Here is a 24,624-nt window from a genome sequence, read left to right on the forward strand (position 1 = left end):
TAACCTGTCCCCATCATCGACATTTCCTTGGGGGACCCTTTGGAACGCATCCTGGCTACAGCCATGCCTGCCCTTCTTGCCGCGCTCCTACTATGCGGCTGCCGCGGCTCGCTGGCCGCCGCGCGCAGCGCCTGCATTTCTCCGCGACCGCGGCGCCATCTCCGAGCCGCACCGCTGCACCCACCCGTACAGCCGAACCATGACCGAGGGGGAATCCCATTCTGGTGACCTCGATGAGGGCGTCCTGTTTCTCAGGGCTCAGTTGGGGGAACGGGTCACCGCTACCACCCCCATCGTAGGCACCATCAATGACCTCGAACTGCCCGCGAAGGACTCCTTCGGCCTCTGTACGGCCGATGAGGACGTTGGGGATGGCCGTGGGGCTGCCCATGCCGTAGGGGACGAAACCGTCTCACGCTGGCAGTCACTGCCCAAAGCCAGATCGAATCTAGTGACGTATTGCTATTTTCATGTTAGCATTTCTGCGGCAACCGCTTTCCGCTCAGCACCGGCATCTACCAGATCGGCACGTACAATGACGAACTTTCCGAACGGCTTCCTCTGGGGAGCCTCCACCGCCCCGCACCAGATTGAGGGCAACAACGTAAACAGCGACTTCTGGGCACGCGAACAGCTACGGACCGGCATGGAACGCAGCGGTGACGCCATCGACAGCTACCACCGCTACGCCGAGGACATGAAACTGCTTGCCGACGCCGGGCTCAATGCTTACCGGTTCGGCATTGAGTGGGCTCGCATCGAGCCGTCACCAGGACACATTTCCACCGCGGAGCTAGCACATTATCGCCGCATGATTGATACCGCCCTTGGTTTAGGGCTGACGCCGGTTATAACGCTTCATCACTTCACCAATCCGCGCTGGTTCGCCGAAGAGGGCGGATGGATGGGGGACCGGGCGATCGAGCGGTTCACTGCTTACATCGAAGCCGTCGTCAGCATCCTGGACGGCGTCGAATGGATCTGCACCATCAATGAGCCCAACATGCTTGCTCTCATGACGACCATGGGTCGGGCTGCCGAGCAGCAAAAGGACAAAAAGTGGCTCAGTCCGACGGTGGAAGGAGAGGCCCGACCCGTAATTCCGGACCCTGATATCGATGTAAGCAAGCGATTGGTGGAGGCGCACCACGCTGCACGCCGCATTCTGCGCGAGCGTACACGGGCAGCAGTGGGATGGACGGTAGCGAACCAGGCTCTCGTCGCGTTGCCCGGCGGGGAAGAAAAGCTCCGCGAAGTGCAGTTCGTGCGGGAAAACATCTTTCTTGAGGCGGCACGCGGGGACGATTTCATCGGCGTCCAGTCGTACTCAAGCCAGAACGTCACGGCCGACGGCATCGTGCCGCACCCCGTTCACCCCGACAACACAATTGTTGGAAACGCCTATCGCCCGGATGCAATCGGCATCGCCGTACGGCACACCTGGGACATAACAGGTGGCGTGCCGATCCTGATCACTGAGAATGGCATCGCCACAGCTGACGATGAACGGCGCATTGCATACACGACGGGCGCCCTGCAGCACCTGTCAGACACGATGAGCGAAGGCATCGACGTCCGCGGCTATCTCCACTGGAGCGCACTGGACAACTACGAATGGGGCCACTGGGAGCCAACTTTCGGTCTCATCGCGGTGGACCGAACAACCTTCGAACGCCGCCCCAAACCAAGCCTCGCATGGCTCGGGAACGTGGCCAAAAACGGTTCCCTGCCGTCCACAACGGAGTCTGTCAGCACGGGGGTCGGTGCTTCATGACGATCGTTCAGGATCGCAGCACCCAGCTGCGCACTCTCCGTTGGGGGATCGTCGGTACCGGCCGGATCTCGGACAGCGTGGTAGCAGACCTCGCAGCCTGCCAAGGTACCGAAATCCGGACCGTGCACAGCAGGGACGCCGGGAAGGCAGCAGACTTCGCAAAAAAGTTCGCCGACGCCGGTTCGACAGACAGCTACGAAGAACTTCTGGCCGACCCCGAACTCGATGTGGTGTACATCGCCACCCCTTTCGCGACCCACTACGCGCTGACCCGGGATGCGTTGCTGGCCGGTAAGCACGTTCTCGTCGAGAAACCGATGGCGGTGACGGCCGGCGAGGTGGAGAAACTCTTTCAGATCGCCCGGGAGCGGAATCTGTTCCTCATGGAGGGCATGTGGATGAAATTCAACCCGGCTTTCATCCTGCTACAGGAACAGATTGCAAGGGACAGGATTGGCGCCCCCCGCAGCCTACGGGCGATGTTTGGCATGCCATTTCCCCAGGACGGCGGCAGCCGGTGGGACGTCAAGCGCAGCGGCAGCACCTTACTGGATCAAGGCATTTACCCCGTGACGCTGGCCCACACGATTTTCGGTGTGCCGGAGTCCGTCTACGCAGCAGGAACGGTACGCAGCGATGGGTTGGATCTCGCCGAGCACTTCACGCTTGAGTACACTGATGGCCGCTTCGCGCAATGCGCATCCTCCAGTCAGGAGTTCGCTGACCTCTCCGGCTCGATAAGTGGAACCAAGGGGTGGATCGTGCTCCCGGGACCGTTCTGGTCAACGACATCAATACAAATTCATGCCGGGTCCTGGCAAACGATCATTCACGCACCCGAGTCAGTTGACCTCGACCGCGAGGGCAACGGCTATGTGCCGATGCTGCGCGCAGTCAACGAAGCCATCACCGCGGGACTAACCGAGCATCCCCTGCATACCGCTGCGGACACAACAGCCGTCTTCCGCACCCTCGACATGATTCGCTCCGCCATCTTAGGTGGGAATTCCACCGTCCCGAAGAATCGAGTATGAACGGCTCGTATAAGGGGCGATCTCTTCTATGGACCACGGTATTCGGTGGATGCGTCCGTCGCTTTTCCATGCCCATCGGCCTCCGAGGGTGAGAACTGGGGATTTGGCTTCGGCTGTGTCGGGCGGTTTCCGGCAACCGGCTGGACCTTCGCAGCAGCTTCGCCGACGGATGTTCCGTGAGCCAGAGTTCGAAGCGGCGGTACCGGACGCGGCCGATGTTTCCGAAGTCGCTGCCTACGTGGTCAATTACCGCAACGGGCGTCCAACGCGCTTAGGTGACGGTGTCCGATAAGCGCAGATGTAGGAACAGCAATCCTGTCTAACAGCCTCCCCACTGCGGAGAAACTCCTGCGTCGGATCGATGCGCACGGCTGTTCCTCTTCCAAGGAACCGGGCCACACGAACTGCAGCTCTGGAATCTCGGAGCGACAAAGCGACTCCGCGCCGGAGCAACCTCCCGCGTTCCCGTTTTAGGTCATTAATCCACATGGAGATTCAATGCAAGGTCAAGTTCGAATGGCAGATGTGGCGGCGGCGGCAGGCGTCTCAGTGGGTACCGTTTCCAACGTTCTCCACCGACCCGACATTGTTACTCGCCGTACCCGTGAGAAGGTGCATCGAGCAATGCGAGACCTGAGATACACATATACTCCGCAGGCCACCCAACAGCCTTCATCGAAGCAGGGGGTGCGACCCTCCAGACCCATCCTTGCGCCGTCAACGGAGGACAAAGGGTCCGGACGTCGTTCAGGGAAACCCACCGCGCATATCAACCCATACTTCACCCCAGCCCAGGCCGCCCAAGTACGTGCAGCATTTCAGGCCGTAGGTCTGCGCGAAGGGTATGCTTCGCTCTCCGATCTCGTGGTGGCTGCGACCCTTGAAGAAGTAAATCGATTGCAGAGGAAATATAACGACGGGCAGAACTGGCAGGCCGTCCCTGCCGGAATGATCCGGCGGGGACGGCCCACTCGCGGCGAACGTGGACCGGGAGAGCTGCCAAGAGGCAACCCTCTGGCAACCTCCGCGGGCGATGGGTATCCGTGTCCGAGAACGACCTTTTCTGCGTGACGACAGGGTCGCAACGTGGATGGCGACGCCATCTCTGACTCCTGATGGAAGCCGCACGTGTCGACGGTGCCGGAGAGTTCCGGAAGTAGGTCTCTATAGGGCCTGACGAAGTCGCAGTTGCCGTCGTGTGAGTCTTGTGTGCCGCCGAGCCGGACAGGCCTCCGCATCCGGACAAACCTCCGACTATAACCGAGCCCAGCAGCGCCCAGCGCCTACTGGAACCATGAGCGGCCGATTGCTCTGTGGCACACGGCGTCGGTAGGTTACCGCTTCGCGAAAAACGTCATTTCCGATCGACAGCAGACGTCGCCCCGGACTGCCCGCCGCCAACTTGGTCTCCCATTGCTAGGTCCGTGCCCCAGCGACACGTTCCTGGCCTCATCGTAGGAGTCGACCCGCAACTGAAGCGCACGAAGGGCAAAAGAATCGGTCAAGACTACCGCCAACTGCCGCTGTACCCACGCCTGGTACGAAACCGGGCCCCAAGTCCGCCGGAATCTGTGCTTCCTAGTCCTTGTGAGGTCGCACCCGCCCTCACGGCCGCTTCACCGTCGTGGTTAAGCCGTCCAAACAGGAGCTGAAAGTCCAAGAAGACTTTGAGCGGTGAACTAAAGACATCCCGCATCGCGGGGTTCCCGATCAGGCGCTCTTGCCTCGGATGAGCCTGAAGTGCTCATGCGTCGCCGGGAGATCATAATCAGCCTCATTTCCGAGACGGGCACCGAGTTCCAACGCAAGAGCGTCGACCAGCCCTTTCAGATCGGTATCAATGGTTGTAAGTGCCGGTGACCACAGCTGCCCGGCCGGCGTTTTGTCGACTCCGACAACGGAAAGCAGTCCCGGGACATCCAATCCGAGTTCTCTGATGCCTGCCAATACCGCCAAGGCAACGTCGTCGTTGTAGCACGCTATTCCGGCGGGTACGGGTCCCCCAAGAATTGTTTGGACGGCCTGAATTCCGCTTTCGACCGAAAGCTCAACCGCTACCTGGCGGGCGTCGGGCAGCCCTTCCCTCCGGCAGATCGCTAGGAGCGCATCAAGCCTTCCGGGCCCGTATGGATCAAACCTCTTATCGGAAAGAGCTGCGAACCATACTGCTTTCGGCCTGTGACTTAGAAGGACACCTGCTTGGAGTTCCGCGATTCCTCCGTCCGGGCTGGTGCGCGGACCGGTCATGGACGGAACGATGATAATTCCCCGACCTTCCAACCAGTCCCGTTCTGTCCGGCTAAGCACGCCAAGATCCACGACCGCCAAGGGCCGCAGGGCCGCGATGGCCGATGCCGTCGCAGCAGGCGTGTCTCCCGCGAAACGGACCACAACGTTTCCGCCTATTTGACGTGTGCGGACCATTACTTGGTCCACCGCGTCCTGGAGATTCCCGCCGAAGCTAGTGTTGGGGACCAACACTACGATGGTTTCGCTCCGACCGCTTTTAAGCATTCGACCAGCAGTGGATGGCTGGTAATCCAGTTCTTGAGCCGCGTCAAAGACTCGTTGTTTAGTTTCTTCCTGGAACCTGGCGCCGTTGCCGTTGAGGATATTGCTGACCGTGGAGCGGGAAACCCCCGCAAGACGTGCCACATCGGCACTCGTGGCCGGACGATGAATCGACCTCGCAATGAGCATCTTGACCGCTCCTTTCGTTGAGTGGCGGGAGCCCGACTGGAACTTGTATTTCCTAGATCTTACTAAACTAGTAACGCGTGTGCCTTGAGGAATTACCGGAGTTGCTTCCTCACATACTCAAGCAGTTCCTGGTAGGCGGCGACCTGCTGGAGTTCAGTTCGGGTGATCACGCTAGATCGTGTTGAAGGGAACGGCCCTGTCGCCGGGATTGGGCAGGTTGGGGTCTGGGGGTGGGACGGCCTGTCCGGACAGGCTCTCATCACCCTTTGAGCCGCCGAAGCTGTAGTCCTGAGACGGCGGCCCCGTCGACGGTCAGCAGCCCCGTATTGGCTCCGTCCACTGCCGCAGGACAGTTTGCGGATTAGCGCCTTATGTTTCCGCGGGACAGGCGTGGGCTGGATTTTCCCCCCAACCCACGCCTCAAATTATTCGCATGTGAGTATGATCACCGTAGGGTCGATGCCCTCGGCCGTGGCTTTAACGGCAATGTCTCCAGGTCCGGTGGCCCGAACGATGGCCAGGGCGCGGCCATCAAAGGTGCAGTGTTCAGCTCCGGTGAAAGACTCGGCGGAGATGGGATTGCCGGCGCCGTAGGCCTGAAGAACCGCCGGCCCTTCAACATCCAGTCTTATCGGACGGTCCGCTCCGGTATGGACTACGCCACTTTCATCGGAAAGGGTGACTCTGATGAAGCCCAGTCCTCCTATGTCGAGGATGTCGTCTTCTGCACGTACCTGGATGGTGAATTGTGGCGTCGCACTACGCAGCGAGCTTCGGGCTTGTTCAGTTCCCTGGACGTAGGATACGGCTGTCAGTTCTCCCGGGGTGAAAAGAACATCAAAATCGGCGCGGAATTTGCGGGTTCCACCAACCATGGCCCGGCCGAGGCTTTCGCCGTCGAGCAGCAACTCCACCTCGTCGGCATTGGCATACACCTCTACGTGCACCTGCCGGCCCTCTGCTCCGTGCCAGCTCCAGCTCGAGACGGTGTCCGACCAGGACCAAGGGGTTGCCATGGCGATTTCCTGCCCGAAGCGTTCGGGTCGTTGGACGGCAATGTACGGTTCGGTCCGGTGGCCGTAAACGATTTCCCTGTAATACGACTGTGGCCGGCGGACGCCGGTGATGTCCAGGTCTCCGCACCAGGCCGTCAGCCCTGGATAGGCTGTCGCGAAGCTTGATGCGCCGGCATTCTCGGCGCGGGTGTATTGTGTGACTCCGATTCCGACTTCTCCAAGGTAATCGAAGCCTGTCCATGTGAAGTCTCCCAAGACATGGGGGTGTTCGAGGACCAGCGGCCAGTTCTTGTCGATTTCGGTCACCCAGGTCTCCGACCCGACAACGATCCGGGCGGGGAACTGTTCGAGTTCGAGCTCGTAGCGGGCTGATCCGTAGTTGAGACCGCCGACATCCAGGACGGAGAAAGACTCTTCCGTCCGGGTCGAGACAAGGGAGGATGCCTGGATCTGATTCATCATGGGACCGAAGTCGCCCATCATCTGGTTGACGCCACCAGAAACCGCAGCCTCCGTGCGCCGCTGCTTCATGCCTTCCAGAACGCTGTCCAACACGGAGACGAACCCGTTGATCCCGTTGGTGACGAACCGGGTGGAGTCCAGTGATCGCACTTTCTCCGCGAGCAGCCGTCCCCAGTGGGCTGCGAACCGGTTTCCTGTTTCTGGAATTTCATTGCCGATGGAGTAGAAGATGACGCTTGGATGGTTGAAGTCCTTGGCCACCATGGCTTCGACATCCTTTTCCCACCACTGGGGGAAATCGTAGGAGTAGTCGTAATCCGATTTGGCTGAAGTCCAGACGTCGAAGGCCTCGTCCATGACCAGCATGCCCAGTCGATCGCATGCGTCCAAGAGGGCGGAGCTGGCTGGGTGGTGGGAGCTGCGGATCGCATTGAAGCCAGCATCTTTCAGAAGCCGGATCTTTCTTTCCTCTGCATCTGCGAATGCCGCGGTCCCAAGCGGTCCGTTATCACCGTGGATGCAAGCTCCACGCAGCTTCACGCCACGTCCGTTAATCCGAAGCCCCTTCCGTGGATCCAGCTGCAGGGTACGGATGCCGAACGTAGTGGAGACCTCATCGGCTGTTTCCTCCGTCCGCAGAGTTACCGTAGCCTCGTACAGGTTTGGAGTTTCGACGTCCCAAAGGTCGGGAGTTTCAACGTACAGCCGCTGACGCACGGTTTCCTGTGCCCGGGGGAGCAGCGTCACAGGCGAGTCAACCCGGGCCACCTCCTGGCCGTTCCGGGTAAGGACTGTAAGGGCGCGGGCGGTCGTCGTGGTGGCACTGAAGTTTTCGGTGATTGTCTCCACCTCGACGACGGCCAAGTCGTCCTCGACATCGGGGGTTGTGACCCGGATGCCGTCCACAGCGACGTGCACCGGATCTTTCACATGGAGATGGACGTTGCGGTAAATACCGGCTCCCGAATACCAGCGAGAGTCGAGATGAGTCCGGCACTCCACGCGGATCTCGTTGTCGGTTCCAAATTCAAGGAACTGGTCAATCCGGACCGTGAAGCGTGAATAGCCGAAGGCGCGCTGGCCCGCCAGCGCGCCGTTGACGAACACGTTGGCGTCCCTGTAGACACCGTCGAATTCAAGAACTACGAGCTTGCCGCTGTGATCAGAGGGAACGTGCAGGGTCCGGCGGTATTCAAATGCACCGCCCGGAAAGTATCCGTTCGTTTCGCCGCGCGGGGCATCGGCACTGCGGGCGGTGGCGATAAGGGCGTCGTGGGGAAGGGCTACTTCACGCCAGTCCGCACCTGTGGTACCCCCAAGTTCCTGGAAGGCCGTTGCCTTTACCCTGTAGGCCCAGCCTTCGTTAAACGGAGTCCGACTCATTTTGGGCCCTCCGGGCCGGAGGAAGGGGAAAACCTGCTCATTATTTAGATCCTGTCCATTGTGCGTGCCACGTGTCACCAGAGTGACATGGTGGAACAAAGTCGAATTAATGTGGGTCCACCACGGATCATGCGCCGTCGCATGCGCGGACGGCATCGGTGACGTCTGTCGTCGTCTGATCTGCGCTGGCTGGGGGCCCTTACGTGACGCCGGCGCTGAGGCCGCTGTCAGCGCTTTCGCGCAGCCTCCTGCGTGCTTCGCGGCGGTCGCGCTGACGGTCGGGGTCGGCTGTCGGTGCTGCAAGCAGCAGGTTCTGCGTGTAGTTGTTGGTGGGATGGGTGGTCACATCACGTGTCGGTCCCGTCTCTACGAGCTCTCCCTTGTACATGACTGCCACCCGATGGCTGATGTGGCGTACTACTGACAGGTCGTGGGTGATGAACAGGTACGAGACACCGGTCTGTTGCTGGAGCTCGATGAAGAGCTCCAGGGCCTTGGCCTGGGTTGTCAGGTCGAGGGCTGATACGGGTTCATCGCAGACGATGAGTCTTGGTTTGAGTGCCAGTGCCCGGGCAATCGCGACGCGCTGCCGCTGTCCGCCGCTGAACTCCCGCGGATACCGCTCGGCCGCGTTCCGGGGCATTCCCACGCGATCCAGCAGATCGGTGACCGAGCGGCGGGCCTCCTGCGGGTCGACGCCTTGGGCGATCAACGGCTCGGAGAGGATGTCGGCGATTTGCAATGCAGGATTCAGTGAAGTGTAGGGGTCCTGGAAAACAACCTGGATGTCACGTGCCAGCGGTCGGCGTTCGCGTCCTGACAAATGCGTGATATCGCGCCCATCGAAATGAATGGACCCTGAGGTTGGCTTCGCCAGGCCCAGTACGGCACGGCCGAGGGTTGTCTTGCCGGACCCGGATTCCCCGACGAGACCCAGGGTCTCGCCGGGGGCGATGGTCAAGGAGATGCCCCGCAGAATCTCCGGAGAGAAGCCGCGCAGCTTCTTGCTGGGATAGCGGAGCTTAAGGTCTGAGACTTTCAGCAGGTCAGTCATTGGTCCTCCATGGGTGCTGCGTGGGCGGGTGTCGGGACGAGGTCGCCGCGCACAGTGTCCTCATCGAGGATCGAGCCGATGAGTGTCTTGGTGTAGGCATGGCTGGGTGCGTGGAAGATTTGGCGGACCTCACCGCTTTCGACGAGCTCCCCGTCGCGCATAACCATTACCCGGTCACACAGGTCGGCGACGACGCCGAAGTTGTGTGTCACCAGGAGTACCCCTATGCCGTACTCGTTCTGGAGGTCCCGGAGCAGGTCAAGGATTTCGGCCTGGACGGTGACGTCCAGTGCGGTGGTGGGTTCATCGGCGATGAGCAATTTAGGCCGGCTGGCTACGGCGCCCGCTATGAGGACGCGCTGCGCCATGCCGCCGGAGATCTGGTGCGGGTATGACCTGAAGGTCCTTTGGGGGTCGACGATTCCTACCCGGTCCAAGAGGCCCAGTATGACCTGTTGTGCTTCCTTGACCGACATCCGGTCCAGCAACGGCTCGACGAGTTGGCTTCCAACGGTGAAGGACGGGTCCAGATTGGCCATGGGCTCCTGGGGGATATAGGAAACGACGCCGGCACGGACTTTGCGCATGGCTTCGCGGTCCTTGCTGAGCAGGGATTCTCCAGCAATTTCCATGATGTCTGCGCTTACCCGCGCCTCCTTGGGCAGCAGCCCCAGAACGGAGAACGCCGTCTGGGTTTTACCCGAACCTGATTCACCGACCAAGCCAACGATTTCGCCGGGTGCGACATCCAGTGAAACTCCCCGCACCACTGCCTTGGCATCGCCATCAGGTTGCGGGTACCGGACCCACAGATTGCGGACCGCGAGCAGCCCTCCCTTTTTGGCGTCAGTCAGGGGAGTGGGCGGCTTATCGAGCGCTTCCTCTGCTGTGACCGCTTCACGCATGGCGCGCTTCTTGGCCACCGCGGTGGGGGCTGCCAGAACATCCCGATAAGCATTGCCCAGGAGGACCAGGCCTCCGGACAGCAGTCCAAGGAAGAGGGCAGGCCAGAGCATCTGCACTGGACGGGTGTAGATGTTAAGGAAGGCGTCGCTGGTCATCGCGCCGAAGCTAGGGGTTGTGGAGGACCCAAAGCCGAGGAAGGCCAGGCCGGCCTGCACCCCGATTGCCGCGCTTGCCATGAAGGCTGAAGCGATGATGACCGGGCCGCGGACCGCGTAAAAGACGTGCCTGGAAAGAATACGCCAGTTTGACAGCCCAGAGACCTTTGCAGCATCGACATACAGTTCGTTCCGGACGGAGACCACAAGATTGCGGACCAGCCGGAAGATGCTGGGCGACAGGAAGAAGCCGAAGACCGCCATCATGCCCTGGTAGGAGGAACCCATGACCGGGTACAGGACCATGACAAGGACGAGCACGGGGAATGTCATCAGCAGGTTGAATACCCATGAAATCACGGCATCGGTTTTGTTTCCGGCGTAGCCGGCGATTAGACCGAGAATGCTGCCGATAACGATGGCCATGCTTGCACCGATGAGTGCGGAGATGAAGGATACCTGCAGCGAGGCAAGTGTGCGTGCCCAGATGTCACGCCCATTTTGGTCTGCTCCGAGCGGCCATTCTGGAGTGCCGGGGGGAACGTTGACGTGGGCGAGGGATGTGAAAGCAGGGTTGTGGGTGCTGAGCACTGGCTCCAACATAGCCAGAAGGGCCAGCGCCACGAGGACGAACAGGGACGCTGCGCCCACCGGCTTTGTGAGGAGACGCCGGAAGGCGCCGGCGCGGCGTTTTGTGGCGGGATCCCCAACGGGAACGATTGCCTCGGGTTCCGGGAGAGTCACGACAGTCTCGCTTTCGGGTTGAGCCATCCGTTGGCGACGTCCACAATCATGTTTACGACGACGACTAGGCCGACGCCGAACAGGGTCACGCCGAGCATCGCCGGCAGATCGCCCTGGATGGTTGCTGTGAACCCATAAGTGCCGTAGCCGGGAAGTGCAAAGATTTTTTCGATGAAGAGCGATGCGCCGAACAGGGTGATGAATTGCAGGGAAAAGGTGGTCAGTGAAGGGCTGGCGGCATTTCTCATTGCGTGCTTAAGAAGGATCTTGCGTTCAGCGACACCCCGGCTGCGGAGGGTGCGGATGTATTCCTTGTTCAACTCATCGATCAATGACCCCCGGATCTGCGCGGCCAGGGCAGCGATACCCCCGATAGATAAAACCACTGCGGGCAGGACTACCGAAGCGAACCACCCCACGGGCGACGTTGAGAAGGGGACGAAGCCGACGGCGGGTACAAGTTTGAGGGTGATGGCAAAGAGGTACACCATCCCGATGCCCAGGATAATTCCGGGAAACACGAATGACAGGGTCGTGATACCCTGCAAAACGGAATCGAGCCAGCCGCCCCTCGCAGCAGATGTAACGCCCAATAAGAGGCTGATAAGAATGGTGATGACACAGGCCAGGACCACGACTGACAGAGTCACCGGAAGCCGGCCGGCCATGGCAGTCGCTACAGGTTCACTGGTGAAGTAGGAACGACCCAAGTCGCCCTGGAGGGCATGTGTCAGCCAGCTCCAGTATTGCTCGAGGATGGGACGGTCCAGGCCAAGCTTGTCCTCAAGAGTGGCCACCTGATCAACGTTGGCACTGGGACCCAAAATGTTTCGGGCCACGGGGATGTTGGCGCCAAAGGTAAGAAAGAACGTGATGGCAGTGACGATGAAGACCAAAAAGATCCCCTCGCCGATGCGTCTTAGCAGGAATGGAAGCACGAAGTTCTCCAAGATGCGGGTGCGGGGGCGTCAAGCCCCCGCACCACTAAGGATTGCTACTACTGGTTGCCGGCTGGCTTGAAGGGTTCGACACCTTGGCCGAACTGGACAGGAGCTGTGAATTCGACGGTCTTCGGCACGACGTAGAAGCTGGCGATATTGCTCACGGGAGCGGCCCATGCCTGGTCCACCAAGTACTCGTTGATTGCCCTGAACGCCTCCGCCTGCCCGGCTTCGGGTGCTGCGTTTGCAGCCGCTTTGAGCTTCTCGAGTTCTGGGGTGGTCAGGTTGAAGGGGTTGAAAATGCCGGAGTTGGACGCGTTGAAGTCTTGCGCGTCCGATCCACTGAAGCCGTTGAACATGAAGAACATGCCGTAACTCCCGCCGAACACTTTCTGGTAGAACTGCTGGAACGGAACCGGCTCCCAGGTAACCCTTACGCCGATGTCCGCCAGAGACTGCTGGACTGCTGATTCATACGCGGTCGTAATGCCCGGGACGCTTGGCATCGTCACATCAAAGCCATCAGAGTAGCCCGCTTCAGCCATAAGTTTCTTGGCCTGCGTGACGTCGTACGGCGTCTTCTTCTCCAGATCCTGGCTGAAAGCAGAACCTTCTCGACTGAAAAGCTGGTTCGTGGCCGTATTCGTTCCGGGGTTGAGGTTCGCAGCGATGGCGTCGCGGTTGACGGACATGTTGATCGCACGCCGGACCCTAACGTCCTTCAATGCAGGGACGATCTTCCCTTCCCGGTCGACGAGCCACAAGGCCGACACGGTGCTTGGCTTGCCCTGCCCCACAGTGAATCGATCCTGCGGGAACTGAGACTGGGCGTCCTTGGACGGAAGTCCGGCGTAATCAAGCTGTCCGGAGAGTACAGCGTTCTGTCCCGCCGTGGGATCCTGGATGATCTGCACATCTACTGTCTCGTAGGGATATGCCCCGGCGTTCCAATACCCCGGGTTCTTGTCCAGCACATAGTGGGACCCGACGGTGGACTTTTCCTTGGACAGGATGTAAGGGCCTGAACCGACAGGCCACAGCTTGGAGTCCTCTGCGGTCAGCGAATTCGGGTCCCCTACAACTGCCCCGGAAAGGTAGGGCAAGAGGGCCGCATCAGGCGATGAGAGGCTGACGACGACGGTGGATTCATCGGTGGCTTCCACTTTGGAGACCGAAGCCACATTTTGCTTTGTTGAGGGGCCGACCCTGGCGGCTTCCAGCGATGCGACTACCGCCTTGGCGTCCACCGGGTTTCCGCTGGTGAACTTCATGCCGCTGCGGATCTTCAGCGTTAGCTGAGTGCGATTATCGCTGTACTGCCACGATTCTGCAATTGCGGGCACCAACTTGCCGTCAACGGAACGGTGCACGATTGTGTCGTACGTGGAGAGAAGAAGGGTTGCATCTCCTCCAGACCAGGCGCCCACCTGGAAGTTCGATGGCGGGGCCGCCAGCGCGAGCCGGAGCGTGTGCGGGGCCTCCTGTCCGGAGGATCCGGACGTGCCGCTCGGTCCCGAACAGGCCGTGAGCGCGAACGTCGCTGCAACTGCAATGGCTGCGGCGCGAGCCAAATGCTTCGTCTTCATGAAGACTTCCTTGTCGATGAGGTGGAGTACGTGTTGGACGGACGAAAGGCAGCAGATGGGCGCTCCGTAGGCCGTCAATACCGCGTGACGGAATGAGTGAAGAGCTCCGGTAACACGCGGTACTAGAAATTTAGGGCACACGTGTTACTAAAGTAAATAGGTGACGCGTGTTACTTTTCTTCCACCTTGTACCCTTCGCAGTGCGGAATCGGGGAAACGCGGAGTCGGTTTATTTAGCAGGGTGCGCTGTTCGCGGCCTGGCCTGGCCTTACAGGGTGCCGAACCCTGCTACCGTCCGGCGTCGACAAAGCAGTTCCCTTGATCATTCAGGAGGGCTGTATGGCTTCCCGGGAGGGGTCAGATCCGGGGTTCAACGGCTTTCGGCCATGGCACAAAGCCCTCAGCCTTTACGTTCCAGTCCTCGGGGAATCCGTTACCGGACTCGTTTTCCGCAGCCAGCAGTGATACGGCCGCGAGGAATGCGCCGTTCCCGGGAAGGTAGAGCGGCAGGATGCCGCCCAGCTGGGGGTTGTGTCCGACGGCGGTGTGCCTGTTCCTTGCCTCGTCCCTGAGCAGGCAATCCATAGCCAGCTCTGGGTTGCCGAGTCGGGCGGCCGTCATGGCCATCACGGGAAAGTCCCAACCCCATGCGCTGGGCCATTCCCAGGAGTTGAGGACGTACCGGAGTGACTTTTCCATCCGTCCGGGGTCGATCAGCGGTGTTGGCGGCACGAGCCCGTAGGCGGCCAAGAAGGAGGGGTGGTCGTCGCATCGGAGGTACGGTTCGGTCGCGACAGCGGCGTAGCGGTCAGCCTGCTGGTGGGGCTGTGCGAGGTTGTCCTGGATTGCGGTCCAGGTATCAATCCGCTCTTGGCCGGTGCGTTCGCGCCACCGCTGCGCTATTTCAAGGCCGAACCACCAGTAAGCAAGTTCAAACGTGGGGTTTTCTGTGGTGGCCGCATCGTAGAACTCTTGGGCCGGCATGATGGGGGCAGGAAGGTGGTACGCGCCGTCGCGTTCCTCGGTGAAGGCCGCCATGAACGTAGCAGTGTCCTCCACCAGCTCGGCATAGGCGTGCGCTAGGGCTTCCCTTTCTTGCGGGCAAGAAGCGTTCCACAGCAGTTCCAGCAGGTAAAGGGGATGGGGCTGCTGCCAGATCAAGAGCGAGCCGATAGGGTCGGGGCTTTCCCGCCCATTCGGTCCTACATGCTTCGGCCAGCGGGCGCCCGGGTACCCCTGCCGCGCAGCAGTTTTCCGCGCCTGCCCCAGGATTGACAGATACCAGGGCATGCTGCGGGCCAATAGTTCCGGCCGGCCCCACGTCGCGAAGTGGGCGGCGTGCAGCAGATGCATCTCAAGATGGAACTTGCCTTGCCAGGAATTGGTGATCAGGCCCGTTTCCTGCGGAGGTGCTACCCCCGCGCAGTTGACGGCCGTGAGGTACTGCGACAATACAGCCCTTCTTTCCAGCTCCTGGGCACGCGGGTCGGCGTTTCCCTGCGCATCGATGGCTGCCCCGGAGGACCAGAATCGTTTCCAGGATTGCGCAGCTGCCTGTCTCAAGGGCTCAAACCCTACGTAATCGGTCGGCCACTCCCGGGGAACGGTTGGGTCGGACGCGAACGCTGCCACGATGTCGAGTGACTCTTTCGCAGACTCGACCCGAAAGTAGTGCGGATGGTCCGTTTGACTGATTCTTGCGTTGTTTGTATCGACGTCGACTCGGTAGCTCGTCGCGTCCAATTGCCGCAGTATGCTGGCGCGTCCGGCTTGTTGTGGCGTCAATACTGACGTATGGCGGTCGGGGGCGTCCCAGTCCGAGGTCTGAAAGAATCCGTCCGAGGCGTAGGGGAATCGTATGGATACGGTGAGCCGCCCGTCGGAAAGGAGGCTTGAACGTACCCGGAAGCCCACCGCCGCGCTGTGCGGCGCCGTTACTGTCTGAACTCTGACAAGTTCGCCTGCGTAGCGAAAGGTGCTTTCAATCAGCCCTGTCCACAGGTTAAGTTCCTGGTGGACCGCTGTTAGTGCATGGGGGTTATTCTCGATGGCCCCACCCGGTGTCTGGCGAAGCTCCAACCCAAGGCGGCCAAGGTCTATACGCTGCGGGTTGGCATGCAGCCATGCTCCCGGTTTGTTCTCATCAGATAATTCACCACGCATGGCTTGTTGCATGTCGTATTTATCAGGATAGGACACCGGGCCCCGGGAGGTCTCGTAGTGCGACATTGCGTCTTCGAGAGTGTAATCCCCGGGATTGGGCATTTCATGCCACCCCCACGAACTCATCGTGGCCGTATTCACCGCAACACCGCCGCCCGCCATGGCCGCCCTTGCATCGTGATAATCCGTGAAAGTTTGCATCCCGGTGATATCGGCACTGAACGCGAAATCCCCGTTGCCAACAGTGAGGACATGCTCTGGATTCGGGGCTGTGATGCGAACTGCATGGCGCGCCACCACTGCCTGGCGGTTGATGCCTGATGCTTTCGGTTGGGCAAGCGACAGCTCTCGCTGCGGGGGGGTTCCCGAGCTGAATGGGGTGTGGGTCAAGGGGTTCTTCTTCCAGGGCATCGTCGGACTGGGCGGGTAGTGGTCAGAGACAAGCGTGTAGTTGAGACCATAGCTTGCGACCGTCTTGGGAAAGCGGCACCGGGGTCCCCGGCCGGCAGGACTGCCGGCGCTCGGGCTGTACTGACAGTAAGGCCGCCGCAGTCGCACGTGACACTAACACAGGTTACCCGGCGACCTTCGCCTCTTGTCAACCTCGCGGCGGAGTTAACGCGAGGTACTCCGACGGTGTGGCATGCACCACAAACGAGGTCTCCTGAGACGCTCACCCGTCCCGGCGTCTTACCGCCATGTTTGAACAGGAAAATGGGTCATCATCGGTTATCGAACTTCCCCTGAGTTCCGGTATGTGCTGAATGCCCATGCGGCTCCCCCAGCGGAAGCCGGCCAAGTCCAGGCCTTCGTTCCTGCATCCGAGTCGTACCGGGAAGGCGCCCTCGAGCGATTCAACGCGGCTGTTCACCCAGCGCCATTCGAAGTGGGGGCGGACGCGCTAGGGCCGGGACAGCGGATAACAATCTCCATAGGTCAGGAAATAGTCAACAGAACCATCGACGTCGTTATGGGTGACAAGTCCTGCCTCTGGATTTGGCCCGATGGGGGAATGGGGCGTCGCCTTATCGACCTTAAGGTCGCCGGAATCAATTCACGGATTGATCAGCCACGCAAGCCGCTCGGCAACGAATTGCCCCTGCCGGACTAGGAGAAACCAATGTCGCTTATAGAGCCGGACATAAGCTTGGATCTTGCTTCAAGGCCCCCGGCGTTGTTGAAGTGCATGTCGACAAGGCCTCTGAAGTGGACCATGCATTGAATCGTGCAATCGCCGCCGTCTCGGAGGCTGCCGAGGTCCACGGAATGGGAATTCTTGTTACAAGTGTAGGGCCCGGCAGTTAGTGTCGTCCGGGCGCGCCCGGACGTGCCTTACGGTCTCGTGTTGCAACGCCACGCCTAGGCTTTGCAACAGCGACTGGCGAAGGCTCGCCGCCTGTGACAGGGGATCCCCGACGAACCATCACCCGATGTCCGCCCCAGCCCCCTACGTGGGTGCTGCCACCAAAGCGCCGGAGGGTTGGAGGGCCCGGCACATCTCAAGAGGCCGCAGTCCATTTATTGCCGCATTGGACCATTGACAGGTATCACGTGTTACTCCTACGCTGTCTCCAAGTGACACGCGATACACCCTAGGATTTTTATGACAAAGGAGTCACCATTGTGACCGACAAGCCCGCGGTGACAGCTGAACAAGCGCCGCCCTCTGTTGCTGCAGCCCAGGTCGGTGGTGCCATGGGCATCGAAGGTACGATACTGACCACGAGTGAAACACCCCCCGTTCCTGAACGAGTAAGCGCTGGCTGGATCTGGCTCTTTGTGCTCGCCATGTTCGGCGCCTACACCGCACTGGTGGCACCGATCGGCATCTCGCTTTCCATCCGGGTGCAGCAGTTGGCCCCCGAGAACGTTGAGGTTCTCGGATATATCATCGGCATCGGCGCCTCGGTCGCGGCGGTCTGGGGCCCTATCTTGGGCATGGTCAGCGACCGGACCAGGTCCCGATTCGGTCGCCGCCGCCCGTACGCCGTCGCCGGTGCCATCATTGGAGTAGCGGCTCTGGGATTTATCGCCTGGGTGCCGAGCATCCCGCTCGTCGTCGTGGGCTGGGTTTTCGTGCAGATAGGTTTCAGCTCGGTCATGGGCTCGTTGATGAACACCCAGGCCGATCGGCTGCCCGAGGAGCAGCGCGGTAAGGTCGCCGGTCTGAGTGGGTTTGTTCAGATGCTCGCCTCGATCTCCGGCGTCGGCATGGCAAGCGCCTTCATCGGCAACAATTTCCTCGTGTTTCTGGTACCCGGTTTCATCGGGCTGATTCTTGTACTGTTATACGCAGTGTTTTCGAAGGAACCAGACAGTCGCAACATCGTCGTGGCCGACAGCATGACGCTGCGGAAGATGCTTCAGTTCATGGTCTTCAATCCTGCCAAGTATCCGGATTTTGCGTGGAACTGGCTGGGACGCCTTATCTTCATGATCGGCGTTACGTTTGCCACCACGTTTACGACTCTCTTTTATGCCTCCCGGCTAAGTACTAACGGCCGGGTGGAAGACATTGGCGCGCTAATCGTTATTCTTTCGCTCATCGGCGTGGTGTCAACAGCCGGAAGCGCACTCGCTGGCGGCATCTTGTCGGACAAACTTAAGCGCCGACGCATTTTCATCCTGTCAGCAGGCATCGCTTACACTATCGGCGCAGTCCTGATGGCCTTCGGAGGAAGCAACGTTGCCGTGCTCATCATCGGCTCGATCTTCGCCAATGTAGGACTCGGCGTCTTTTCCGCCGTCGATCAGGCAATCGTCCTGGACGTGCTGCCCGAATCCGATACGGCTGCTGGCCGGTTCATCGGAATCAACGGATACTCCACCTCCCTGGCACAGGTCATCGCCCCTGTCGCTGCCGCTCCGCTTCTCCTCATCGGCGTCACGGGCGCCGACAAGAATTACGGCGTTCTGCTGCTTGTCGCAGCAGCATGCACTCTCGTTGGGGGCACTATCGTTCTGCTCTTTGTCCGTAAGTCCAGCTGACAACAAGGCGTTCTCGCCAACGGCGATCGCCTGCGTGGCAGCGGGACTCGCCGTTCTTAACAACGCCGTCTGCCTGCCTGCCCACGCCCAGCGGCCACTTCGCCGTTGACTAAAGACTTTCGTATGGTCCTGCGCCCAGTCGAGCCGCTCAGATAAACCACTCAGATCCTGGCGCGACTGCACCGTCTCCTTCTAACCACTTGTAAAGGGAAGATATTCATGACAACCGTTGATACGACCACCTTCGCCTACCGCAATGCGTCCCTCCCTGTGGAAGAACGCGTCGCTGACCTGATGTCCCGCCTGAGCCCTGCACAGAAAGCCGGGCAGCTCTCCCTTTACTTCTACATGGCTGTTGCCATGAACATCCCGGCAGATGTCGACATCGCTTCTCTTCCACCGGAAAGCCAGGCCTTTCTGCGTCAACCGAGCATGGTACAGGACGCGATCCGCAGGGGTGGTGCGGGTTCGGTGTTGTTCGTCACCGATCCCGCTCAGATCAACCAATTGCAGAAGATTGCTGTGGAACAGGCCGAACACGGCATCCCGCTGCTTGTCGGCTTCGACGTCATCCACGGACTGCGCACCATCTTCCCTGTCCCAATTGCCATGGCCGCAACGTGGTCGCCTGACGACATCCAAGCCGCTCAGACCATTGCTGCCCGCGAGGCACGGGCCGTCGGCATCAACTGGACTTTTGCGCCGATGCTGGATATTTCTCGCGATCCCCGCTGGGGCCGCATCATCGAGGGCCCGGGAGAGGACCCGGTCCTCGGTGCCGCGTTTGGCGCGGCGCAGGTGCGCGGATTCCAGGGCGCCATGACCGAACACAATATTCTTGCCGGCCCCAAGCACTTTGCCGGGTACGGCGCCGCCCGCGGCGGCCGCGACTACGACGACGCGGAAGTCTCTGAATCCGAACTGTACAACGTGTACCTGCCCCCGTTCCGCGCCGCGATTGAAGCAGGCGCCGCGAACGTCATGAGCGCCTACATGGACCTCAACGGAGTCCCTGCCTCCGGAAACCGCCGGCTGCTCACAGACGTGCTGCGCGGCGAACTTGGCTTCAAGGGTTTCACAGTCTCTGACGCGAACGCGGTCCGCTCGATGGAGACACAGCATTTCGCCAAGGACCTCACCGACGCAGCAGCCCGTGGCGTGCATGCCGGGCTCGATGTCGAAATGGCCATCTTCGACCCCGCCTACGACCGGATCCCGGACGCCGTTGCGCAGGGCAAGCTCTCTGAAGAGGACCTCAACATAGCTGTGCGAAGGGTACTGGACGCAAAGTTCCGCCTCGGCCTGTTTGAGAACCCCTACGTGGATGTGGACGCAGCGACATCGGCAGTGAACGCGCCGGACAGCCGGGAAGCAGCCCAGCGTGCTGCAGAAAAGACCATGGTGTTGCTGAAGAACGCCGACCGCACTCTGCCGTTAAAAGCTGAGGAATTGTCCTCGGTCGCCGTGATCGGACAACTTGCCGACAGCAAGCGTGACATTCTCGGGCCCTGGGTATTCGACCATGACACCGCCGAAGCCGTAAGTATCTTGGACGGACTCCGGGCCCGGTTGGGGGGTCAGGTGAGGCTCGATCACGCCCCAGGCGCCAGCATTCCCGACCGTGTCTACCCGTCACCGTTCGACCGGATGGACACAACGGTTATTCCTACCCCCGCCGATTACGACGATGACGCTGAAATCGCCCGGGCCGTGGAACTCGCTGCGGCCGCAGACATCGCCATCGTTGTTGTCGGGGAGCGCCAGAACCAGATCGGAGAGAAGGCTTCAACATCCACTCTTGCACTTGGTGGCCGGCAGCTGGAGCAGTTGCAGCGTATTTCCGCGACGGGTACCCCCGTGGTCCTCGCTGTCATGTCCGGCCGTCCCGTGGATCTGCAATGGGCGGACGCGAACATTCCTGCCATCATCCAGGTGTGGTATCCGGGGACTCGCGGCGGCGACGCTGTTGCTTCCGTGCTTCTGGGCGACGTTTCACCCGCTGCGCGGTTGCCGTTCAGCTGGCCCCGGCACGTAGGTCAGGTGCCCATGATCTACGCCCACCACCGCACCTTCGTTCCGCAGGAGCAAGGTGAACGCTACTTCAATGAACCGTCTACCCCGCTGTACCCGTTTGGACATGGACTCTCGTACACCGACTTCGAGTATGCAAACCTTTCAGTCGACCGCGATAACGTGCGCGTCGGCGAGAGCCTCACAGTTTCCGTGGACGTGGCTAACGTCGGTGACCGAGAGGCGGATGAGGTCGTGCAGCTGTACATCCACCAGCGTTACGGCACTTCATCCCGTCCGGTCCGTGAGCTCAAAGCATTCGAACGCGTCACCATAGCTGCCGGAAGCACTGTTCCCGTCCGATTCACGTTGGGGCCGGGCGAGTTGAAGTACTGGAGCGACGCAACGCGTGGCTACGTGCAGGACGCCACCGAATTTGACGTGTGGGTGGGAGGATCCTCGACAGCTGACTTGGCCGGCTCGTTCACAGTCACTGAGAACTGATCTGGTTTCATAAGGAAGGCTGGAAAGGCTATTCATGGATACGCCCATCATTCCCGGGTTCTTCCCTGACCCCTCTGTATGCCGCGGGGAAGACGCCTATTACACAGCGCACTCCAGCTTCGAATACGCTCCGGGCGTGCCGATTTTCCGGAGCACCGACATGGTCACCTGGACCCAGGTAGGCAACGCGCTGACCCGATCGGAGCAGCTGCCTTTCACTGCAGGGGAAGCCCATAGTGGCATCTACGCCCCTACGATCAGGTACCGGAACGGCCGGTATTGGCTGGTGACGACGAATATCGGCCAGGTGCAGCGGGGCCAGCTGATCGTTTCCGCCGGTGATCCTGCCGGGCCGTGGTCGGATCCGGCCTACGTGCCCGGGACGATGGGCATCGACCCGGACCTGTGCTGGGACGAGGATGGACAATGCCGCCTCACGTGGGCCAGCGCAGATCCGAAAGGTCAAGGTCTGGTCACGGCCCGCATCGATCTCGAGCGCGGCGAACTCTTGGAAAAGCCGCAACCGGTGTGGCAAGGCACTGGCCTGGCCGCTCCGGAAGGTCCGCATCTATACCGGATCGAGGGCTGGTGGTACCAGCTCATCGCCGAGGGAGGCACCGAGAGGGGCCACACGGTCGCCATCGCTCGGGCACGCGAGCTGAGTGGCCCGTGGGAGACCCCACCAGTGAATCCGATCCTTACCCACCGCAGCACCGATCTGCCGGTACAGAACGTCGGTCACGGAGACATGCTGCAATCACCCTCCGGCGACTGGTTCATGGTCTACCACGGAGTGCGGCCCCGGGGAATCAGCCCTAAGTTCCACGTCAACGGGCGGGAAACCTTCATCGCGGGCATTGATTGGGAAGACGGGTGGCCAGTCATCCGGCAGGAGGCATTCGACGTCCCAGCCACCGACCACTCCTTTGTGGATAAGTTCGACAGCGACGCGCTCGATCATCGCTGGATTTCGCCGGGTGTGGCCCCATCGGAAATCGCCACCGTTACCAATGACGGGTTGCAAATTTCGAAGGACCAGGCCATCGACGGCGGGTCCGCGCTCGTAGCAGCACGGACCCGGGATGAGGAGTGGACATTCATCGCCCGCCTCGCAACGCGGGGCAGCACCGGCCGGGTGCTGGTGCGGATGGACTTGTCCCTGTGGTACGGGGTCACAGTTACTGATCACTTCCTCGAAGCCACGGTCGCGATAGGGCCGGCAGTTAGTTTGGTGGGCCGGATTCCCCGCAGTGACACCAGGGACATCGAGATTCGGATCAGCGCACTGCCGGCCCCGCCCACACCCCGGGGTTTCCGGGACCAGCCCGACATGATTGAGCTGGCCGGGACGGTTGGGGATGAACACCACGTGTTCGGGCGCTTCGACGGTCGCTACCTCTCCACTGAAGTCGCCGGCGGCTTCACTGGCCGTGTTGTGGGTATGGAAGCGGTGGAAGGAAACGTGCTGATCCGCGAGGTTGGCTACGAAGCCCGGCAAAATTCCGGTGCTGTACCTGGTGCGGGCGGAGCCCGGTACGATTTGGCTGCGACCCCCATCGAGGCTCTGCTGGCGGATCCGGATGCACGCGCGATCATTGACGCCTCCCTGCCCGAGCTTCCTTCCCACCCTTATCTCGAATACATCAAGCCGCTTTCTTTCGACATGCTGGTCGCCGGAGGCGGCGCGATCGACCGGCAGGCAATGCAGCTTCTTCGCTCGCAACTCGCGGCGCTGCAGGCCAACTGATCCATCACAGTTACTCAAGACATCCTTTTCAAAGGCAAAGCCAAATGAGCTTTCCCGCTTCCTTCCTCTGGGGTGCCAGTACGGCACCCCACCAGATTGAGTGCAACAACGTCGACAGTGAGCGGAGGGCCCGCGAACCGCCGATGCCCGGCATGGAGCTCTCCGGTGGCGCGTGCGACAGTTACCACCGGTACAAGGAAGACATGGAGCTCCTGGCCACTGCCGGGCTGAACTCGTACCGGTTCGGAATTGAGTGGGCCCGTATCGAGCCCCCGTCCAGGGCAGTTCTCGCGCGCCGAGCTTGCGCACTACCGTCGCATGATCGACACCGCCCTCGGCCTCGGACTTAAAACTGTGATAACACTCCAAAATGGCAGTTGCCCGCGATGGTTCGCTGAAGAAGGCGGCTGTAACAGCGGCCGCGGTCCCGAGAGGTTCGCAGCATACGTTACAGAAGCCACTACCATTCTCGACGGAGTGGAGTGAGTCGCGACCATCAACGAACCGAACATGACGTCGGTCATGCTCACCAAGATGGACGCCGCCTGGACCGGACAACTGGGCGATTGGCAAAGCCCCACAGTCGCCGGTGACCCCAACAGCGACAAAACGGCGTTCCCAATGCTGACGCCACCGACGGAATACGCTCAGTATTTCATCGACGCCCATCGTGCCGTGCGCGACATCGTCCGCTCTCGGAGCGGCGCAAAAGTTGGCTGGACAGTCGCGAAGCAGGCATTCACCGCCACTCCCGCATCGAGTACACACGTCAGGCGCTCGGACACTTGGAGAAGACCATCGACGACGGCATCGACGTGCAGGGTTACCTGCACTGGTCTCTTCTGGACAACTACGAATGGGGACACTGGCACGCCACGTTCGGCCTGATCGCTGTCGACCACCAGACGTTTGTCCGGAAACCCAAACCCAGCCTGAACTGGCTTGGACAGGTCGCGCGGTTCAACGGACTCACGCCCGCTCCCGTCGCTTAGGAGGTATGCTGATGCGTCCAGAAAATATTGAGGGTCACAGTGTCACCGACTTGGTGGGCCCGGTGCGGTGGGGCATTGCAGGCACGGGCACCATCTCTCAACAGATGACAAAGGACTTTCGCCTGGTTGGCGGCAGCCAGGTCGTGGCTGTCGCTCCCGCAACCAGTCTTCCGCGGGCGCCGTGGGTGATGAGTTCGACATTCCACACCGCTTCGACGGCTACGCCCGAATGCTCGAATCGGTTGATGCCGTGTATATCGGTACACCCCATGCGACACATTTCGATCTTGCGCACCAAGCACTCGAGCGGGGCCGTCACGTTCTTTGCGAGAAGCCGAGGTGGAAGGCCGTCGACTGCGTTGCCATCGTTTTCCTGGTCTCTTTGGTGGGGTTTCGTAAGGGGTGGTCAGGCGGAAGCCGCGGTTTCGAGCGCGACGGCGTTGACGCCGGCGGAGGCGACGGCGT

At 60.7% G+C, this 24,624-nt stretch carries 16 protein-coding genes; 9 read left to right on the plus strand and 7 right to left on the minus strand.

The annotated features are described in order from the left end of the window. Positions 1 to 199: 199 nt before the first annotated feature. From PUN71_RS15660 to PUN71_RS23105, 3 genes are all read left to right on the plus strand, one after another. The gene (locus tag PUN71_RS15660; protein WP_349361816.1) at positions 200 to 1,774 is read left to right on the plus strand and encodes a glycoside hydrolase family 1 protein; all 1,575 of its coding nucleotides are present in this window, start codon (positions 200 to 202) and stop codon (positions 1,772 to 1,774) included. Next, positions 1,771 to 2,808, plus strand: a complete 1,038-nt coding sequence (locus PUN71_RS15665; RefSeq protein WP_277799160.1) for a Gfo/Idh/MocA family protein — start codon at positions 1,771 to 1,773, stop codon at positions 2,806 to 2,808. Before PUN71_RS15660 ends, PUN71_RS15665 begins: the two co-directional genes overlap by 4 nt. Before the next feature lie 516 nt (positions 2,809 to 3,324). Continuing rightward, positions 3,325 to 3,879, plus strand: a complete 555-nt coding sequence (locus PUN71_RS23105; RefSeq protein ID WP_349361817.1) for a ParB family protein — start codon at positions 3,325 to 3,327, stop codon at positions 3,877 to 3,879. Between the two features lie 639 nt (positions 3,880 to 4,518). Here the strand turns inward: PUN71_RS23105 and PUN71_RS15680 are convergent. The 7 genes from PUN71_RS15680 to PUN71_RS15710 all read right to left on the minus strand — a co-directional run bounded on the left by PUN71_RS15680 (position 4,519) and on the right by PUN71_RS15710 (position 16,308). Further along, the gene (locus PUN71_RS15680) at positions 4,519 to 5,508 is read right to left on the minus strand and encodes a LacI family DNA-binding transcriptional regulator (RefSeq protein WP_277799161.1); all 990 of its coding nucleotides are present in this window, start codon (positions 5,506 to 5,508) and stop codon (positions 4,519 to 4,521) included. A 425-nt stretch (positions 5,509 to 5,933) separates the two neighbouring features. Next, the gene (locus PUN71_RS15685) at positions 5,934 to 8,369 is read right to left on the minus strand and encodes a glycoside hydrolase family 2 TIM barrel-domain containing protein (RefSeq protein WP_277799162.1); all 2,436 of its coding nucleotides are present in this window, start codon (positions 8,367 to 8,369) and stop codon (positions 5,934 to 5,936) included. 199 nt (positions 8,370 to 8,568) lie between these two features. Further along, positions 8,569 to 9,423 (minus strand): ATP-binding cassette domain-containing protein, encoded by an 855-nt coding sequence (locus tag PUN71_RS15690; protein WP_277799163.1) that lies wholly within the window; start codon positions 9,421 to 9,423, stop codon positions 8,569 to 8,571. Continuing rightward, positions 9,420 to 11,228, minus strand: coding sequence for a dipeptide/oligopeptide/nickel ABC transporter permease/ATP-binding protein (locus PUN71_RS15695; RefSeq protein WP_277799164.1), 1,809 nt, complete (start codon positions 11,226 to 11,228; stop codon positions 9,420 to 9,422). Before PUN71_RS15695 ends, PUN71_RS15690 begins: the two co-directional genes overlap by 4 nt. Beyond that, the gene (locus PUN71_RS15700) at positions 11,225 to 12,166 is read right to left on the minus strand and encodes an ABC transporter permease (protein ID WP_277799165.1); all 942 of its coding nucleotides are present in this window, start codon (positions 12,164 to 12,166) and stop codon (positions 11,225 to 11,227) included. Before PUN71_RS15700 ends, PUN71_RS15695 begins: the two co-directional genes overlap by 4 nt. A gap of 59 nt (positions 12,167 to 12,225) precedes the next feature. Further along, the gene (locus PUN71_RS15705; RefSeq protein ID WP_283532413.1) at positions 12,226 to 13,755 is read right to left on the minus strand and encodes an ABC transporter substrate-binding protein; all 1,530 of its coding nucleotides are present in this window, start codon (positions 13,753 to 13,755) and stop codon (positions 12,226 to 12,228) included. 357 nt (positions 13,756 to 14,112) lie between these two features. Further along, a complete protein-coding gene (locus PUN71_RS15710; RefSeq protein ID WP_277799167.1) occupies positions 14,113 to 16,308 on the minus strand; it encodes a hypothetical protein in 2,196 nt (731 codons plus the stop codon). 1,233 nt (positions 16,309 to 17,541) lie between these two features. Between PUN71_RS15710 and PUN71_RS15715 the strand changes: the two genes are divergently transcribed. From PUN71_RS15715 to PUN71_RS15740, 6 genes are all read left to right on the plus strand, one after another. Continuing rightward, positions 17,542 to 18,906 carry an MFS transporter gene (locus tag PUN71_RS15715; protein ID WP_277799168.1) on the plus strand — a complete coding sequence of 455 codons (1,365 nt, stop codon included), beginning with the start codon at positions 17,542 to 17,544 and terminating at the stop codon, positions 18,904 to 18,906. Between the two features lie 219 nt (positions 18,907 to 19,125). Next, positions 19,126 to 21,420: a glycoside hydrolase family 3 N-terminal domain-containing protein gene (locus PUN71_RS15720; RefSeq protein WP_283532414.1), complete on the plus strand. Its 2,295-nt coding sequence runs from the start codon at positions 19,126 to 19,128 to the stop codon at positions 21,418 to 21,420. Between the two features lie 34 nt (positions 21,421 to 21,454). Next, a complete protein-coding gene (locus PUN71_RS15725; protein WP_277799170.1) occupies positions 21,455 to 23,167 on the plus strand; it encodes a glycoside hydrolase family 43 protein in 1,713 nt (570 codons plus the stop codon). Between the two features lie 44 nt (positions 23,168 to 23,211). Beyond that, positions 23,212 to 23,517 (plus strand): family 1 glycosylhydrolase, encoded by a 306-nt coding sequence (locus PUN71_RS15730; protein ID WP_277799171.1) that lies wholly within the window; start codon positions 23,212 to 23,214, stop codon positions 23,515 to 23,517. Between the two features lie 387 nt (positions 23,518 to 23,904). Further along, a complete protein-coding gene (locus PUN71_RS15735) occupies positions 23,905 to 24,159 on the plus strand; it encodes a family 1 glycosylhydrolase (RefSeq protein WP_277799176.1) in 255 nt (84 codons plus the stop codon). Positions 24,160 to 24,340: 181 nt separating this feature from the next. Next, the coding region (locus PUN71_RS15740; protein ID WP_277799172.1) for a Gfo/Idh/MocA family oxidoreductase at positions 24,341 to 24,624 on the plus strand (284 nt) is incomplete at its 3' end.

The sequence above is a fragment of the Arthrobacter sp. NQ7 genome (genome assembly GCF_029581595.2).
Taxonomy (GTDB): Bacteria; Actinomycetota; Actinomycetes; order Actinomycetales; family Micrococcaceae; genus Arthrobacter; species Arthrobacter phenanthrenivorans_B.

Coding starts and splice junctions, on each gene's coding strand:
- PUN71_RS15730 (WP_277799171.1), top strand. CDS start 23,212: ATGAGCTTTCCCGCTTCCTTCCTCTGGGGTGCCAGTACGGCACCCCAC.
- PUN71_RS15705 (WP_283532413.1), bottom strand. CDS start 13,755: ATGAAGACGAAGCATTTGGCTCGCGCCGCAGCCATTGCAGTTGCAGCG.
- PUN71_RS15725 (WP_277799170.1), top strand. CDS start 21,455: ATGGATACGCCCATCATTCCCGGGTTCTTCCCTGACCCCTCTGTATGC.
- PUN71_RS15680 (WP_277799161.1), bottom strand. CDS start 5,508: ATGCTCATTGCGAGGTCGATTCATCGTCCGGCCACGAGTGCCGATGTG.
- PUN71_RS15685 (WP_277799162.1), bottom strand. CDS start 8,369: ATGAGTCGGACTCCGTTTAACGAAGGCTGGGCCTACAGGGTAAAGGCA.
- PUN71_RS15660 (WP_349361816.1), top strand. CDS start 200: ATGACCGAGGGGGAATCCCATTCTGGTGACCTCGATGAGGGCGTCCTG.
- PUN71_RS15720 (WP_283532414.1), top strand. CDS start 19,126: ATGACAACCGTTGATACGACCACCTTCGCCTACCGCAATGCGTCCCTC.
- PUN71_RS23105 (WP_349361817.1), top strand. CDS start 3,325: ATGGCAGATGTGGCGGCGGCGGCAGGCGTCTCAGTGGGTACCGTTTCC.
- PUN71_RS15665 (WP_277799160.1), top strand. CDS start 1,771: ATGACGATCGTTCAGGATCGCAGCACCCAGCTGCGCACTCTCCGTTGG.
- PUN71_RS15690 (WP_277799163.1), bottom strand. CDS start 9,423: ATGACTGACCTGCTGAAAGTCTCAGACCTTAAGCTCCGCTATCCCAGC.